The organism is Isoptericola sp. NPDC060257, assembly GCF_042726645.1.
Lineage (GTDB): Bacteria > Actinomycetota > Actinomycetes > Actinomycetales > Cellulomonadaceae > Isoptericola > Isoptericola nanjingensis.
This window is the reverse complement of the sequence record NZ_JBHXAW010000081.1, coordinates 1-15475: the sequence shown is the minus strand read 5'-3', so window position 1 is coordinate 15475 and position 15475 is coordinate 1. Positions and strand designations below refer to the sequence as shown.

The window sequence follows — 15475 nt, the reverse complement described above, 5'->3', positions numbered from 1 at the left end:
CCCCGCCACCACGCAGGAGGTGGCGGGGCGTCGTCGTGCGTGTCGTGGCTCCGCTCAGCCCACGCGGTGCAGCCAGCGCACGGGAGCGCCGGCGCCGGCGTAGCGGAAGGGCTCGAGCTCGTCGTCCCAGGCGGTGCCGAGGGCGAGATCGAGCGCCTCGCGCACACCGCGGCCGTCGTGCGCGGACTCCATCGCGGCCCGGACACGATCCTCCGGGACGACGACGTTGCCGTGCACGTCGGTCATGGCGTGGAAGATGCCGAGGTCGGGCGTGTGCGACCACCGCGCGCCGTCGGCGCCGTGGCTCGCCTCCTCCGTCACCTCGTAGCGCAGGTGGTCCCAGCCCCGCAGGGCAGAGGCCAGCCGGGCACCCGTTCCCTGGGCGCCCTGCCACGAGTACTCGGCACGGTAAAGTCCGCGCCCCGCCGGCTGGGCAGTCCAGTCCAGCGACACGCGTCCCCCGAGCACGTTGCCCGCCGCCCACTCGAGGTGAGGGCAGAGCGCACGGGGTGCCGAGTGCACGAACAGCACACCGCGAGTGATCGCACCAGCCATGTTGTCCTCCCTGGTTCCGAGGTCCGTCTTCCCCTACGTCCTCGAACCGGTAGGCCTGCTGGTCGGCGAGCTCTGACGGTGTGTCGTCTTGACACATCCTGCCCGATGGCGGGCGAGGGTGCGAGAGGAAACGCAGACTTCACGCTTCCTCTTGAGCACCCCTTGAGGAACTCAGAGGCGCTCGCGCAGCTCCCGCATGGCCTTCTTGCGCGCCGTGCGCTCGAGGCGGTCCAGGTAGAGCTTGCCGTCCAGGTGGTCGCACTCGTGCTGCAGGCAGCGCGCCATGAGGCCGGTGCCCTCGACCACGAGCTCGTTGCCGTCGACGTCCATGCCGACGACCCGGGCGTACCACGCGCGGGTGGTCGGGTACCAGAGCCCCGGCACCGACAGGCAGCCCTCGTCGCCGTCCTGGGTCTCCTCCGAGAGGTCCACGATCCGCGGGTTGAGGACGTAGCCGATCTCGTCGTCGACGTTCCAGGAGAACGCCCGCAGGCTCACGCCGATCTGGTTGGCCGCGAGGCCCGCCCGTCCGTCGGCGTCGACGGTCTCGACGAGGTCCTCCACGAGGGAGCGGACACGATCGTCCACGGTGGTGATCTCGTCGCAGGGTGTGCGCAGCACGGGGTCGGGCAGCACCCGGATCTCTCGCATCGCCATGGCCCGCATTCTCCCACGTCGTGAGCCGGTGGAGGCGCCGATTATCACGGTTTGGTAACGTGCCGAGCGATGCTACGACCGATGACCGAGTCAACCACGCCCCCCGCCCTCGAACCGGGACGGGCGGCCGCCCCCGCTGCGGGACGCCCGCGTCTCGCCGCTCTGGACGGGATGCGGTTCGTCGCGGCCATGGCCGTGCTCGCCTACCACTACCTCGCCGTCAACCACTCGGCCTGGGGCCCGCGCACCGACGAGGCGTTCCCGAACCTCCAGCCCGTCGCTGTCTTCGGGTCCTTCGGGGTCCAGCTCTTCTTCGTGGTCAGCGGCTTCGTCATCCTCATGTCCGCCTGGGGCCGCGGCGTCCGGTCCTTCGCCGCCTCGCGCGTGGGCCGACTCTTCCCGGCCTACTGGCTGTCCGTGGCCGCCGTCGTGCTGCTGCTCGTGGTCGTCGCACCCGGCCACAAGGAGGTCGACATCCCCGAGACGGCGGCGAACCTCACGATGGTCCAGCGCGCGTTCGGGGTGCAGGACATCGAGTCCGTCTACTGGACCCTGTGGGCCGAGCTGCGCTTCTACCTCCTCATCGGCGTGCTGCTCGCCTTCGGGATGACCCGCAACCGGCTCGTGGCCTTCGCCGCCGTGTGGCCCGTGCTCGCGGCGGTGGCGGTCCAGTCGGGCAGCACGCTCTGGATCACCGTGCTGGTGGGCACCGACGCCCCGCTGTTCGCCGGGGGCATGATGCTCTACCTGCTGACCAAGGAGCGTCGCTCGCTGGTGCTGTGGCTCGTGCTCACGCTCAACATCGCCCTGGCCGGCGTGATCTCCGGTCACAGCCAGGCGTTGCGGATCGCCCACAGCACCGACGTCACCATCGGCGCCCAGGCCTCCTGGGTCGCCATCCTCGTCTGTTTCGCCCTGGTCGCGCTGGTGTCGCTCACCCGCCTCGACCGGCTGTCGTGGACGTGGCTCACCCTCGTCGGCGCCCTGACGTACCCGCTGTACCTGCTGCACTCCTCGTGGGGCCAGTGGCTCATCGGCAAGGCGAGCCCGCACGCACCGGCGGCCGTGACGTTCGCCGTCGTCACCGTCATCATGCTCGCCGCCGCCTACCTCGTGCACCGGTTCGTGGAGCGGCCGTTCGGCCCGCGCCTGAAGCGCGCCGTCGCGCGCGACCTCGAACGCGCCGGACGCGCCCTCGGCCACGAGCCGGCCAGAGCGACCCGCGCTCAGGCCCCCGAGGCGGAACCGGTCTCGTCCAGGTAGGCCTCCAGCACGTCGCGCAGCACCAACGCCTGGTTGTGCTCCGTGTCGCGCGCCGAGTAGACCAGCGTCAGGCGCCGGTCCCCCGCGCCGAGCGCCGCCAGCTCGGGAACCTCCGGGTTGCCCGCGAGCTCGGCGCGGTAGCGGCGCTCGAACTCCTCGAACCGGTCCGGGTCGTGGTGGAACCAGGTGCGCAGGTCAGTCGACGGCGCGACCTCCTTGCACCAGCGGTCGAGATGGGCGTGCTCCTTGGAGATCCCGCGCGGCCAGAGCCGGTCCACGAGGACCCGGGCGCCGTCGTCCGGGGCGGGCTCCTCGTACACGCGCTTGACGGTGATGGTCACTTCCCCATGACACCGCGGCACGTGGTCCACCGCACGCCCGAGCCAGCGCGCCGGTATGCTCGCCGCGCGCCCCGTTAGCTCAGCTGGTCAGAGCAGTCGACTCATAATCGATCGGTCGCCGGTTCAAGCCCGGCACGGGGCACTCCGAGTGCCCGGGACAGCGCCCACGGTGGTGGGTGCCGACCCGTGGCCCGCACGGTGCCTGCTCGGCTCTGCACGAGCGGGAACGACCACGAGGCGGCGACGCCGACGACAGACCGACGAAGGTGGATGCGTGAGTATCAGCTCGGGTGGAGCAGCCCTCGAGGACGGTGGCAGGACCTGGATCGTCTGGGGTGAGGTCGACGTCGCCGTCGCCCAGGACGTCGGCGACACGCTCAAGGCGTCACTGGACGGACGGCCCAAGACGATCGACCTCCGCCGGGTCACCTTCCTCGACTCCTCCGGCCTGCGGCTCCTCCTGCTCGGAGGGACCGCGGAAGAGGGACCGCTGCTCGTCGGCGCCCCGGCCGCCGTCCGCGACGTCATCACCCTCACCGGTCTCGAGCACACGGTCCGGTTCGCCGAGGCCGACAGCACGCCGGCCTCCGGGGACGACGACGCCTGACCCTTCCCGCCGCCCCTCACCCGGCGGCCGCCTGACCTCGCGCTGACCTCTGGAGGAGAACCCTTGGACGACACCGTCATCCCGTCCGTCGTGTCCGGTGTGCCGATGGCACCGCCCCCACCGGGGTACGCCCCGGTCGCGGAATGGGTCCTCGCCGACTCCGAGGAGCTCAGCCGGCTACGGTCCGCCCTCGCCCGCATCGTCGGCCCGTCCGGCGACGGAGCCACCGCGATGCACGACACCGCGGAGAAGATCGTCCTGATCGCCTCCGAGCTGGCGACGAACGCCCTCCTGCACGGCCTTCCGCCGACCGTCGTCCGCCTGCTGCGTGACGAGCACACCTGGCTCCTCGACGTCGTCGACCACGACGTCGCCGGGGTGCCGACCGTCGACGGCGACCGCCCCCCGGGCCACGGCGGGCTCGGCCTCCTCATCGCGGAACGCCTGTCGGCGCGCGTGGGGTGGTACACCTCCGGCCCGGCAAAGCACGTGTGGGCGTCCTTTCCCTTGAACCACCCCGGCTGACCTGCGAAGAGGCGGTGACGAGGCGCACTCGAGCCGCTATTCTCCAGGGCCATGCTCCGCGTGCTGCCGATGCTGGCCTACCTCGCGCTCGTCGTCTACGCCCTCGTGGACGTCGTCCAGTCCGACGAGGAGGACGGCGGTGGCATCCAGAAGGGATTCTGGATCCTCATCATCCTGCTGCTCCCGTTCGCCGGGTCGATCGCGTGGATCGTCGTGAGCCGGCGCGCCCGGGCGAACCGCCGGCCCGCGCCGCGGACCGGGTACCCCGCCGGGCCCGTGCCGCCGGCCCGGTACCCGGGGCGGCGGCGCACCTGGGAGACGGACGAGACCGCCGCCGCCGACTCCGACGACGACCCGGAGATGCGCTGGCTGCTGGAGCAGGCGCGGCTCAAGCGCGAGCAGCGTGCGCAGGACGCAGCACCGAGGCCCGAGGACGACGTGCAGGACGCCAGGGACTGACGACCCCGGCACTCACCGGCCCGGGACGGTCAGTCCGCCCAGCGGCGGAGGTCCTCGTCGGACATCGGCACGACGTGCGCGGCCAGCTCCGCGACCTCGGCCTCCTGAGCGGTCCTGGCCTCGACGACCACGCGCCGGCCGCCCGTGACGCCGGTGGCGAGGCAGCTCTGGTCGACCACCTCGGGCGTGGTCGGCGCGTCGGCGCGACAAGCGTCCGCGGCGCCGCCGACGGAGCTCCCGGGGGCGGCGGTCATGACCGAGTAGGTATAGCCGGGCCCGGCGTAGGAGACGGTGGAGTACGTCTCCCCGACCTGCGCGTCGTACATGACGAGGTCGGGGTCGTCGAGGACGTACGGCCGGGTCAGCCGAGCGAGCGCGGCGTCCTCGCGCTCTGCCTCGCCGGCGTGGTGGAGCGTCGCCCCGGCGCCGAGGGTGAGGACCAGGACGACCAGCCCCGCGAGCCGCCAGCGGCCGGGCAGACCGAGCGCCGCGATCCCCGCGGCGAGGGCGCCGACCGCCACGGCGATCCAGCCCACGGCCACCATCGGCTCCCGCGACGTCGCGAGGAAGTACACGCCGCAGGTCACGATCGCCACGACCGGGCCGGCCGCGCCGAGCACCACCCCGGCCCTCCCCTGCCGCCCCATGACGAGTCCGCCGAGCGCGGCCGCCACGACGACCGGCACCAGGACCAGCGCGTACCCACCGTCGCCCCCGAAGACGCCGCCGAGGAAGAGGTACGACACGAAGGGCACCGCCGCGAGGGCCACCGCCGCGACGCCCAGCAGGGCGAGGACCCGGCCCCACTCCACGCCTGCGCGGCCCCGCGCGGACTGCGCCGGCGGCTCAGTGAGGTCAACCACGGTGGGACGTCACCACGAGGGCGGCAGGCCGGGGTGTCTGCATGCCCACATCCTGCCCCACCTGCCCCGACGCGGCCCGACCCGCCCGGTCGCGCCCGGCGCAGTCGGTACGGTGGCGCCATGTGGTTCCGCCGCTCCCCCCTGCCCGACGACCTCCGACGAGGGCTCCCCCTGGCACGCGGGGAGCGCGTCCTCGCGTCCGTGCAGCTCCCCGACGACCGGTGGGCGGTGGCGACGACGGCGGACCTGGTCGTCGTCGGACCCGGCGTCGGGGACGTCGTGACGCGGCGCCCGTGGTGCGACGTCGACCGCGGTGTGTTCGACCCCGAGCGGTCCGAGCTGGCGATCGAGTGGGTGGACGCCGCCCCGGACACCGTGCTGCGGCTCGTGGACGCGGAGCGCACGTCGTTCCCCCAGGCCCTGCGGGAGCGGGTCCAGTGGTCGGTCGTGCTGGCCGAGACGGTGGTGGTACCCGGCGGCGACGTGAAGGTCGCCGTCCGGCGGACGGCGGACGGCGAGCTCTTCTCGCAGGCGATCGCAGGGCAGGGCGTCGATCTCGATGACCCGCGCGTCGCCCGAGTGGTGGACGCCACGGAGTCCAGGGTGCGGGGAGCGTCCGGACTACCCGTGTGAGCCTGGTAGTGTTCTTCCCGGTTCGAAGGCCACCGGCCGGACGACCACGCGATCCCGCGTAGCTCAGCTGGCAGAGCATCCGACTGTTAATCGGACGGTCGTTGGTTCAAGTCCAACCGCGGGAGCATCGAGAAAGGCCCCTGACCTGCAGCGCAGGACAGGGGCCTTCGTCGTGCCCGGTCAGAGGGTCAGCAGGCGCTCCATCAGGTGCGGGGTGAGCGGCGCGTCGGTGGCGAGGACCACGCGGGTGCGCGCCCCGGGCACGTCGGGGTAGCCGGCGTACCGGCCGCGCAGGTCGCACACCGTCTGGCCGCGGCCGGGGCCGGCGGTGGCGTCGACGACGACCGGGACGCGCGGCGCGAGCGTCGGCGTCACGCCGCCGGTCGCGATCGCGGCGGCCAGCGGGTCGTGCAGGGCCGAGCAGCGACGGCCGAACGTGTCCACGTGGAACCCGAAGTACACGTCGAGCACCTCCCCCAGCCACGGGGCCAGCGCCGTGCCCGCTTCGAGCAGGGCCTTGCGGTCGGACTCCTCGAGCACGTCGGCCATCGTGACGTCGAGCGGCACGAGGGTGACGTCCCAGTCGGCCGCGAGCACCTCGGCGGCCGCCTCCGGGTCCTTCGCGATGTTCGCCTCGGCGACCGGCGTCACGTTCCCCGGGTGCAGGGCCGCCCCGCCCATGATCGTCAGGTCCCGGACGCGCGCCGGGAGCGTCGGGTCGGCGCGGAGCGCGAGGGCGAGGTTGGTGAGCGGGCCGACGGCGACGACGCGCAGGGCGCCGGCGTGCTCGTGCGACAGGCGGAGCAGCAGCTCGACGGCCGACTCCGCCGCGACCTCCCGCCCGGACGGCGGCAGCGCGACGTCGCCCACGCCGTTGCGGCCGTGCACCGACGGCGCGCCGCCGTCGTAGCTGCCCGCCAGCGGGTCATGGGCTCCCACGGCGACCGGGACGTCGGGCCGGCCCGCGAGCGCCAGCAGGTCGAGCGTGTTGACGGCGCCCTGCCGGGCGTCGATGTTGCCGCTGACGCTCCCGACGCCGACCAGGTCGGCCTCGGGCGAGGCGAGCAGGTAGGCGAGGGCGAGCGAGTCGTCGACACCGGTGTCGCAGTCGAGGTACAGCGGGGCGGCGGAGAGGCCGGGCAGGGTCACGGGTCGTCCTTCGTGGTCGTGGGGATGCGCCCCCAGTCTCTCGCAGCCGACCGGCGGGCACCGGGAATACCCGCCACGGCCTGCGGACTTGTGCCTCACGTGCCCACGACCGGTCATGCCTCTGTCGGCCTGCGCTCCGAGCGCGGCCCCATCCTGCTGTCCCTGATGCTCTCGACGGCGCTCGTCGCGCTCGACGCCACGATCATCGCCACCGCGTCGGCGACCATCGCGCGAGAGCTGGGCGGGTTCGACCAGCTGCCCTGGCTGTTCTCCACGTACCTGCTCGCCCAGGCCGTGAGCACCCCGGTGTTCGGGCGGCTGGCCGACGTGCTCGGCCGCAAGCGACTGATGCTCGTCGGTGTCGCGCTGTTCTTCGCGGGGTCGGTGCTCGCCGGTGCGGCCCCGACGATGGGCGTGCTGATCGCCGGGCGCGTGGTGCAGGGGCTCGGCGCGGGCGCCGTCATGCCGGTGTCGATGACGATCGCCGCGGACATCTACACGCTGGAGGAGCGGGCGAAGACCCAGGGCTACCTCGCGTCCGTGTGGGCGATCTCCGCCGTCGTCGGGCCGACGCTCGGCGGCGTGTTCTCCCAGTTCACGAGCTGGCGCTGGATCTTCTGGGTGAACATCCCGCTGTGCGCGCTCGCCGCCTGGATGCTGGCTCGCCGGTACCGCGAGGCCCCGCGCACCGGCGAGCGCGAGCCGATCGACTACCTCGGCGCCGCGCTCCTCGCGGGCGGCAGCACGATGCTGCTGCTCGGCCTCCTCGAGGGCGGCACACGGTGGGGCTGGGGCTCGCTGCCGTCGGTCGTGGTCTTCTCCGTCGCGGTGCTGCTGCTCGCCGCGTTCGCCGTGCAGGCGCGCCGCACGAGGCACCCGATCGTGGACCTCGCCATCCTGCGCCGCCGGGTGGTGGGCGTGTCGACCACGGTCTCGCTGCTCGTGGGCGTCGTCGTGCTCGGCCTGTCGACGTACGTGCCGATCTACGCCCAGGGCGTGCTGGGCACCGGCCCGCTCGTCGCCGGCTTCGCGCTCGCCGCGATGACCGTGGGCTGGCCGCTGTCCGCGTCCAACGCCGGCCGCCTCTACCTGCGCATCGGCTTCCGGTACACGGCGATGATCGGCACGTCGCTCGTCGTGGTGGGAACGGCGCTCACGCTGCTGCTCGCGTCCGGCTCGTCGGTGGTCGCCGTCGCGGGCGCGTGCTTCGTCATCGGCGCGGGCATGGGCCTCACCGCCGTACCGACGCTCATCGCCGCGCAGTCGCAGGCGTCATTCACCGAGCGCGGCGCGGTGACGGGCACCAACATGTTCGCCCGCTCCCTCGGCTCCGCGGTGGGCGTCGCCGTCTGCGGCGCGATCGTCAACGCGCGCACGACCCTCGGCCCGGACGGCACGCCGGTGGGCCCGGGCCTGATGTCCGCGATCCACCTCGTCTTCGTGCTCCTGGTGGCCGTGGCCGTGGTGCTGGTCGTGCTCGCCGCGCTCATGCCCGCCGACCTCCAGGAGGCCCGCGAGCGCCGCGCCCGCACCGGGGCGACGGCCTGACCCCTCAGGGCAGGGCGGGCGGCGTCCAGCCCATGACGGCGCGCGCGCCTCGGGTGACGGCGGCGGCCGGCACGCGCCGCATCACCGCGTTGCGCAGCGCCTGACCGCGCGGGCCCAGGTGGGAGCCGAACCGGCCGCTGGCCACCGACGCGCGGGCGAGCGCCCGGCACCTCGGCCGGCGGGCGGCGTCGTAGGCCGCGAGCGCGTCGCCGAGCGGCTGCCCCGACGCGACCCCGGCCGCCACGATCCGGCCCACGCACACGCCGTCCTCGAGGGCGGTGGCTGCGCCCTGCCCCATGGTCGGGACCGTCGCGTGCGCCGCGTCGCCGACCATGACGACGCGGCCCCGCACGTAGCGCGGCAGCCCTCCGGGCAGGTGCAGGACGTCGTGCCGGATCACGGCCTCCGGCGGCGTCGCGGAGATCACCTGCCGCACCTCGTCGGTCCAGCCCGCGAACCGGTCCGTGGCTGTGCCGTGCTCGTCGTCCAGCCGCGCGCCCTCCGGCATGCGCACGTACCCGTACCAGTAGGTCGCGCCGCCGGACACGGGCATCGTGCCGAACTCGGCGTGCGGGCCCCAGTACTGCAGCAGGCCCGGCTCGGCCGCCAGGCCCGGCACGACCGCGCGCCAGCTCGAGAACCCCGAGTACGCGGGGCGGCTGCCCGGGTAGAGCGCGGCGCGCACGGCGCTGCGCACGCCGTCCGCGCCGACGACGAGGTCGGCCTCGCGCTCCCGCTCCGCGCCCGCACCGTCCGCGTGGTGCACGACGGCGCGCGCACCGCCCGGGACGCCCGCGACGACGGTCGTGACGCGGGCGTCCGTGACGACCTCGACGCCCAGGGCGCGGGCTCGCTCGAGCAGCGCGCCGTGCAGACGCGCGCGGTGGACGCCGCGCAGGGCGGTGGTCGCACGCAGGTCGGGGTCGTCGGGCAGGCGCAGGATCGGCCGGCCGTGCCGGTCCCGGGTACCGGTGGCCCAGGTGCGCGGGCCGAGGCCCGCGACCGCGTCGTCGTCGAACCCCAGGCCGCCGAGCGCGGCGACCGCGTTCGGGGTGAGCGCCACCCCCGCACCCACCTCGCCCAGCCGGCGCGCCCGCTCGAGCACGGTCGTGGCCCAGCCCGCCTCCGCCAGCGCGACGGCCGACGCGAGCCCACCGATGCCGCCGCCGACCACGACCGCCGTCCCTGCCATGCGTCCTCCGCCGCTCGTCGATACCACTACGCGCGTGGTGGTATCGATCTTGCCATACTGGCGCCCGTGCCCCGGACCAACCCCGAGCGACGCCGCGCCCTCACCGACGCCGCCGTCGCGCTGCTCGTCGACGCGGGCGTGCACGGCGTCAGCCACCGCTCGGTCGAGCGCGCCGCCGGCCTTCCGGCCGGGACCGCCGCGAACTACTTCCGCGGCCGCGAGGAGCTGCTGGTCGCCACCGCGGAGCGGATCGTGGAGCTGCACCTCGCGGACGCCCGGGCCGCGACGGAGGCGTCCGTCGCCGCCGCGCTGCTGGGCGCCGGCCGCGCCGCCCACCGGGACGAAACCGCTGCCCGGGCCGAGACGCTCGAGCGGACGACCGACCTCATCGCCGCGTCGCTGCTCGACGCCGCGACCCGCCACCGCGACCGCTACCTCGCGATCGCCGAGCTGCAGCTGGAGGCCCGCCGTCGGCCCGCGCTCGCCGCCGCTCTCGCCGGGCTGGCGACCCAGGCGTCCGACCTCACCGCCGCGATGCACGCGGACACCGGCCTCGACGTCGACCCGGCGGCGGTGCCCACGCTGATCCTGCTGTACGGCGGGGCGCTGCTCACGCTGGTCACCGGCGCCGTCCCCGTCGACGCCGCCACCACCCGGCGGCTGGCCCGCGCCATGGTGCACGGCAGCCTCGTGCCGGCCGGCTGACCTCGCCCGAGACGGTGACGGTGACCGAAAAACTCGTTGAGGGGGCCGCGCGCCCGCTGCTAGCCTCGCCGAGGCCGTGCGAGACAGAGCAAGGAGGTGGTACCCGTGAACGTATCGACACAGGTGCTCCTCCGCGGAGTCATGGTCGGGCGATAGGTCGTCCGGGAGCGCCGTTCGCTCAGCACTCCCGAGAGGCACGACCATGACCACCCGACCCAGCTCGACACCGGGCTCGACTCCGCGCCCCACCCTGACCTTCACCGCCGAGCAGCAGCTCGACGACGGCGTCCTCGAGCGCCGCTTCACCCTCGGCGACGACCCCAGGATCCCCGGCATCCTCTGGACGCCGCCGTCCGCCTCGCCGTCGGACCCCGCTCCCCTGATCCTGCTCGGCCAGCCCGGCGGCCTCGGCATGGACCGGATGTACCCCCGGCTGGTGGGTCGCGCCCGGCACGCCGCCTCCGACGGCATCGCGACGGCCGCCCTGGAGGGACCCGGCAGCGGCGGCCGGCCGCCGCTCCCCGGCGCCGACCAGGCGCGCGCGGACCTGCGGACGGCCCTCACCGCCGGCGAGCCGGTGCCCGACGACGTCGTCGACCGGCTGGTCCTCCCACTGGTCGACCAGGCGGTCCCGGAATGGCGGTCCGCCCTCGACGCGCTCCTCGCCCTGCCCGAGCTCGACGGGCCCGTCGGGTACTCGGGCGGCGTGATCGCCGTCGGCGTCCGGCTGGCGGTGGTCGAGCCCCGCGTCGTCGCCGCCGGGCTCTTCGCCGGGAGCTACGTGCCCCGGGCCACGTTCGAGGAGGCCCGACGCGTCACGATCCCCGTGCACGTGCTGCTGCAGTGGGACGACGAGGGCAACGACCGCCAGGCGGCCCTGGACCTGTTCGACGCCTTCGGCTCGACGGAGAAGACCCTGCAGGCCAACCTGGGCGGCCACACCGGCGTCCCGGCGTACGCCGGCGACGACGCGGGGCGGTTCTTCGCCCGGCACCTGAGCTGACGTCCGGGCTCCCGTCCGCCGGCCGGGCACCCGCGCTCCCGGGCTCGGGCTGCTGGCCGTGGAGCGCCGGGGCGAGGGCGACGTGATCGGGTACTGCGGGCTGATCGCCGGAGCCGTCGGGCCCCACGAGCCGGAGGTGGCCTACGAGCTGCTCCGGCGCACCTGGGGCGCCGGGTACGCGACGGAGGCCGCGCAGGCCGTCGTCGGCTGGGCGCGGGAGTCGGGCCGTCAGCGCCTCTGGTCGACCGTGCGCGACTGGAACGTCGCCTCCCTGCGGGTGCTGGCCAAGGTGGGCTTCGTGGCGTCCGGCCGCGTGGAGCCGGACGACGTCCAGGGCGACTCGCTGTTCCTGACGAGGAGCCTGTGACCGTCCGGGAGGACGTCAGGACTCGCTGCGCTCCCGCAGCGTGCGTCGCTGCTGCTCGATGGCGAGCAGATCGGTGAACGCCTGCTGGTAGGCCGCCGGGTCCTTCTCCTGGTCGAGCCGCTGCAGGCGGCTCTTCGCGTCCGCGATCCGGCGCGTGAGCCCGAGGTCCACGAGAGCGCGCACGACGTCGGCCACGTACGCCCCGATGACCGCCTCGCGGTCCTCGGGCACGGGCGCGACCGCGAGCTCCGTGACCAGCGGCACGACCGTCTCGGGCGCCTGCTCGGTCACGGTCTCCACCCACCGACCACCGCCCACCTCGCGGCCGGCCGCGACCCCGCCCGCGGCGCGCACGGCGTCGTGCACCGCGCGCCAGGCGGGGACGCCGAACGCGTCCTCCCCGAGCTCGTCGAACGACGCCGGCACGTGCTGCGGGTACTGCAGGACCACGATCAGCGCCTGGCGCTCCAGCCGCGCCACCGGGTCGCGCGGGTCGGGCGCGGCGAGCACCGGCGTCGTGGGCGCGGCCTCGGGCTCGGGGCGCGCGTCCCGGCGCTGGCCCTGTCGCTGGTCCTGCGCGCCGCGCGACGGCGTCGACGCGGCCCGCGCGACCTCGCGGCGGACGTCCTCCGTGTCGATGCCGATCCAGCGCGCGAGGGAGCGGGAGTACCCGAGCTGCATCGACCGGTCACGGATCCCGGCGACCAGCGGCGCGGCCGCGCGCAGGGCTCCGACACGCCCCTCGACCGTGTCGAGGTCGAACGTGTCGAGCGTGGTGCGGATGACGAACTCGAAGAGCGGCTGGCGCCCGTCGACCAGCGCCCGCACGGCCTCGGGTCCGCGGGCCATGCGCAGCTCGCACGGGTCCATGCCGCCCGGCTCGACGGCGACGAAGGTCTGGGCGTGGAACCGCTGGTCCTCGCCGAACGCGCGCACGGCAGCCTTCTGCCCGGCGGCGTCGCCGTCGAACGTGAAGATGACCTCGCCGCCTAGCGAGGCCCCCGACGCGAGCTGCAGGCCGCCGCCGGCCGTGGTGTCGCCGAGCAGCCGGCGCACCACCTTGGCGTGGTCGCCGCCGAACGCGGTGCCGCAGGTCGCCACCGCCGAGTCCACACCGGACAGGTGGGCGGCCATGACGTCCGTGTAGCCCTCGACGATCACGACGCGCTTGCCCTGCGCGATCGACTTCTTGGCCAGGTCGATCCCGTACAGGACCTGGGACTTCTTGTAGAGCGACGTCTCGGGGGTGTTGAGGTACTTCGGCCCCTGGTCGTCGTCGTACAGGCGGCGGGCGCCGAAGCCGATCACCGCTCCCGTGACGTCGCGGATGGGCCACACGAGGCGGCCGCGGAACCGGTCGTAGATGCCGCGCTGGCCCTGGCTGACCAGCCCGGACGCGACGAGCTCCGCCTGCGTGAAGCCCCGCCCCTGCAGGTGGCGCAGCAGCGCGTCCCAGCCGGTCGGGGCGTAGCCCACGCCGAAGTGCTCGGCGTCGGCGCGGTCGAAGCTGCGCTCGGCGAGGAACGCCCGCCCGGCCTGCGCCCCCGGGCCGAAGAGCTGCTCGGAGTAGAACTCGGCGGCCACCTTGTGCGCCTCGATCAGGCGCTGGCGCCTGCCCGGCTCCTCGCGCGGGCCGCGGTCAGCGGCGGCGCCGGTGCGGGAGTCCTCGTAGCGCAGCTGCACGCCCGCGCGGTCGGCGAGGAACTCGACGGCGTCGGTGAACCCCATCCCGTCGATCTTCTGGACGAACGAGATGACGTCGCCGCCCTCGCCGCAGCCGAAGCAGTGCCAGCGCCCGACGCCCGGCCGGACGTGGAACGACGGCGTGCGCTCGTCGTGGAAGGGGCAGAGGCCCTTGAGGGAGCCGACGCCGGCGGGCTTGAGGGTGACGTGGGCGGAGACGATCTCCTCGATCCGTGCGCGTTCGCGTACAGCCTCCACGTCCTCGCGCTTGATCAGTCCCGCCACGGCCCTGAGTCTATGCGCGCCCGGCGGCGACCAGGTCGGCGGCCCCCGGGGCCGGGCGGGCGGCGGGATCGAGGGCCGCCGCGAGCGCTGCGCGGGAGGCGGCGCACCGGCGGGCGTAGGCGGCCGGCGGCGTCCCGAGGGCGCGCGCGAAGTCGGCGCTCAGGTGCGCCTGGTCGTAGTAGCCGACGGCGGCGGCCACCTCGGCGAGAGGGCGGCCGGGGTCGGCGGCGACCAGGTCCGCGGCGAGGTGGACCCGGTGGCGCTGCAGCACCCACTTGGGGCTGACGCCGACCCAGTCGGCGAAGAGCCGCTGCAGCGAGCGGGGCGTGGTGCCCACCAGGTCCGCGAGGTCCGCGACCCCGGCGTCCGGGCCCAGCTCCCCCGCGACCACCGCGCCGAGCACGCGCGCGACCCGGTCGAGGGCGAGCGCCGACCGCGGCGTCCGGCGCCCGGCGGCCGCGGCCCGCAGCACCGGGGTGACGGCCGCGACCGCCGCGGTGTCGCCGCCCGCCCGCGCCGCGTCGACCGCCCGGCGGCCGGCGGACTCGACGTCGTGCGCGGTCGGTCCGCGCGTGCCCGACAGCGCGGCGGCGGCCGGCGCGACGAGCCCCGGGCGCAGGACGTCCGGGGCTCCGAGCAGCACCCGCAGCGCGCCCGGGCGCAGCTTGGTGCCCAGCACCGCGCCCGACCCCCGCAGCGTCCGCGAGAACAGCCCGCCGGGGATCCCGTGCACGGCGAACCCGTCGACCTCGGCCACCACGTTGGCGTTCGGGTGCGGGATCACGACCTGCGTGAACTCGGCCCCGGGCGGCAGGTCCCAGCGGACCACCCAGTGCCGCTCCACCAGGTCCGCCAGGTCGGGGGCCGGGTCGAGGCGCACGAGCGCGAACCCGCCGCGGGCCGCGGCCGGGTCGACCAGCCCGCGGGTGGTCGCCGTGGGGCGCTGTTCGAACACCTGTCGCATTCCTCCAAGACTGCACCCACCTGCCGACACCAGCATGGGAACGCACGCCGGGACCGCCCGGACGCACGCTGGAGGGAGAGCCATGGACCTGTCACCGCTGCACCCGAACCTCACGGTCGCCGACCCGCGCGCCGCCATCGACTTCTACGTCGCCGGCCTGGGCGCCGAGGTGATCGACACCATCACCGCGGGCGACGCGATCATCCACTCCGACCTGCGGATCTCCACCGCCGCCGGCTCGTCCACGTTCACCGTGGCCGCCGCGTTCCCGGCCGAGGGGGCAGTGGCGCCCGAGCCGGACGGCGCCACGACCGGCTCGTTCACCCTCTACGTCGACGACGCCGACGCCGCGCACGCCCGCGCGGTCGCCGCGGGGGCGACGAGCACGCAGGAGCCCGGCGACTGGTTCCCGGGCTTCCGGCAGGCGGCCGTGCGCTGCCCGGCCGGGCACCGGTGGTTCTTCGCCCAGGTGGCCGACGACATCACGGCCGAGGACGTCCAGCGCGCCAGCGACGCGTGGATGGCCGAGCAGTCCTGACGACCGCCGGCGTCAGCCCTGCCGCACGAGCCGCTCGTGCCACTGCAGGGCCGAGACGTCGGTGAGCGACGCGACCTGGTCGACGACGTACCCCCCCCCCCCCGCGGGGGGGGGCGCCGCGGGGCCGGCGGCCGGGCC

Annotated in this window: 18 protein-coding genes, 2 tRNA genes and 1 pseudogene; 12 read left to right on the top strand and 9 right to left on the bottom strand. The window is 74.9% G+C overall.

The annotated features are described in order from the left end of the window. Positions 1–54: 54 nt before the first annotated feature. Entirely contained in the window at positions 55–555 is a 501-nt protein-coding gene (locus ACFWEK_RS09045; protein WP_429732474.1) for a DUF3145 domain-containing protein, read from the bottom strand. Positions 556–726: 171 nt separating this feature from the next. Continuing rightward, positions 727–1212, bottom strand: a complete 486-nt coding sequence (gene def, locus ACFWEK_RS09040) for a peptide deformylase (RefSeq protein WP_429764192.1) — start codon at positions 1210–1212, stop codon at positions 727–729. 81 nt (positions 1213–1293) lie between these two features. Between def and ACFWEK_RS09035 the strand changes: the two genes are divergently transcribed. Then, positions 1294–2475 carry an acyltransferase family protein gene (locus ACFWEK_RS09035; RefSeq protein ID WP_430553822.1) on the top strand — a complete coding sequence of 394 codons (1182 nt, stop codon included), beginning with the start codon at positions 1294–1296 and terminating at the stop codon, positions 2473–2475. Here ACFWEK_RS09035 and ACFWEK_RS09030 read toward each other — a convergent pair. Next, positions 2439–2816, bottom strand: a complete 378-nt coding sequence (locus ACFWEK_RS09030) for a DUF488 domain-containing protein (RefSeq protein ID WP_430553821.1) — start codon at positions 2814–2816, stop codon at positions 2439–2441. The genes ACFWEK_RS09035 and ACFWEK_RS09030 overlap by 37 nt on opposite strands. A gap of 68 nt (positions 2817–2884) precedes the next feature. Between ACFWEK_RS09030 and ACFWEK_RS09025 the strand changes: the two genes are divergently transcribed. The 4 genes from ACFWEK_RS09025 (at position 2885) to ACFWEK_RS09010 (ending at position 4407) form a co-directional block, all read left to right on the top strand. Continuing rightward, positions 2885–2958, top strand: a tRNA-Ile gene (locus tag ACFWEK_RS09025). A 132-nt stretch (positions 2959–3090) separates the two neighbouring features. After that, on the top strand, positions 3091–3423 hold the full coding sequence (locus ACFWEK_RS09020; RefSeq protein ID WP_430553820.1) for an STAS domain-containing protein: 333 nt from the start codon (positions 3091–3093) through the stop codon (positions 3421–3423). 63 nt (positions 3424–3486) lie between these two features. Beyond that, positions 3487–3948, top strand: a complete 462-nt coding sequence (locus tag ACFWEK_RS09015; RefSeq protein WP_430548321.1) for an ATP-binding protein — start codon at positions 3487–3489, stop codon at positions 3946–3948. Positions 3949–3999: 51 nt separating this feature from the next. Then, positions 4000–4407 (top strand): PLD nuclease N-terminal domain-containing protein, encoded by a 408-nt coding sequence (locus ACFWEK_RS09010; protein ID WP_430548320.1) that lies wholly within the window; start codon positions 4000–4002, stop codon positions 4405–4407. Between the two features lie 29 nt (positions 4408–4436). On the opposite strand, the gene ACFWEK_RS09005 is transcribed toward ACFWEK_RS09010, so the two are convergent. Then, entirely contained in the window at positions 4437–5270 is an 834-nt protein-coding gene (locus ACFWEK_RS09005) for a hypothetical protein (RefSeq protein ID WP_430553819.1), read from the bottom strand. Positions 5271–5390: 120 nt separating this feature from the next. On the opposite strand from ACFWEK_RS09005, the gene ACFWEK_RS09000 reads away from it, so the two are divergent. Both ACFWEK_RS09000 and ACFWEK_RS08995 read left to right on the top strand, forming a co-directional pair. Continuing rightward, a complete protein-coding gene (locus tag ACFWEK_RS09000; protein WP_430553818.1) occupies positions 5391–5903 on the top strand; it encodes a hypothetical protein in 513 nt (170 codons plus the stop codon). A gap of 52 nt (positions 5904–5955) precedes the next feature. Then, positions 5956–6028: transfer RNA gene (locus ACFWEK_RS08995), tRNA-Asn, on the top strand. Positions 6029–6083: 55 nt separating this feature from the next. Here the strand turns inward: ACFWEK_RS08995 and ACFWEK_RS08990 are convergent. Then, entirely contained in the window at positions 6084–7052 is a 969-nt protein-coding gene (locus ACFWEK_RS08990; protein WP_430553817.1) for a nucleoside hydrolase, read from the bottom strand. Positions 7053–7151: 99 nt separating this feature from the next. Here ACFWEK_RS08990 and ACFWEK_RS08985 point away from each other — a divergent pair, with 99 nt between their 5' ends. After that, positions 7152–8600 carry an MDR family MFS transporter gene (locus ACFWEK_RS08985; RefSeq protein WP_430548316.1) on the top strand — a complete coding sequence of 483 codons (1449 nt, stop codon included), beginning with the start codon at positions 7152–7154 and terminating at the stop codon, positions 8598–8600. A gap of 4 nt (positions 8601–8604) precedes the next feature. On the opposite strand, the gene ACFWEK_RS08980 is transcribed toward ACFWEK_RS08985, so the two are convergent. Next, positions 8605–9792, bottom strand: coding sequence for an FAD-dependent monooxygenase (locus ACFWEK_RS08980; protein WP_430553816.1), 1188 nt, complete (start codon positions 9790–9792; stop codon positions 8605–8607). A gap of 66 nt (positions 9793–9858) precedes the next feature. Here ACFWEK_RS08980 and ACFWEK_RS08975 point away from each other — a divergent pair, with 66 nt between their 5' ends. From ACFWEK_RS08975 to ACFWEK_RS08965, 3 genes and pseudogenes are all read left to right on the top strand, one after another. After that, positions 9859–10497: a TetR/AcrR family transcriptional regulator gene (locus ACFWEK_RS08975; protein WP_430553815.1), complete on the top strand. Its 639-nt coding sequence runs from the start codon at positions 9859–9861 to the stop codon at positions 10495–10497. 202 nt (positions 10498–10699) lie between these two features. Beyond that, complete coding sequence (locus tag ACFWEK_RS08970) at positions 10700–11500, top strand: alpha/beta hydrolase (protein ID WP_430548313.1); 801 nt, start codon at positions 10700–10702, stop codon at positions 11498–11500. 46 nt (positions 11501–11546) lie between these two features. Beyond that, positions 11547–11867: pseudogene (locus ACFWEK_RS08965) on the top strand (GNAT family N-acetyltransferase); the annotation flags it as partial. 15 nt (positions 11868–11882) lie between these two features. On the opposite strand, the gene dnaG reads toward ACFWEK_RS08965, so the two are convergent. After that, positions 11883–13835: a DNA primase gene (gene dnaG / locus ACFWEK_RS08960; protein ID WP_430548311.1), complete on the bottom strand. Its 1953-nt coding sequence runs from the start codon at positions 13833–13835 to the stop codon at positions 11883–11885. Between the two features lie 10 nt (positions 13836–13845). Next, positions 13846–14799 carry a helix-turn-helix domain-containing protein gene (locus tag ACFWEK_RS08955; RefSeq protein ID WP_430553814.1) on the bottom strand — a complete coding sequence of 318 codons (954 nt, stop codon included), beginning with the start codon at positions 14797–14799 and terminating at the stop codon, positions 13846–13848. An 82-nt stretch (positions 14800–14881) separates the two neighbouring features. On the opposite strand from ACFWEK_RS08955, the gene ACFWEK_RS08950 reads away from it, so the two are divergent. Next, positions 14882–15337, top strand: a complete 456-nt coding sequence (locus tag ACFWEK_RS08950) for a VOC family protein (protein ID WP_430553813.1) — start codon at positions 14882–14884, stop codon at positions 15335–15337. A gap of 12 nt (positions 15338–15349) precedes the next feature. On the opposite strand, the gene ACFWEK_RS08945 is transcribed toward ACFWEK_RS08950, so the two are convergent. Continuing rightward, on the bottom strand, positions 15350–15475 hold a 126-nt coding region (locus ACFWEK_RS08945), incomplete at its 5' end, for a hypothetical protein (RefSeq protein ID WP_430553823.1).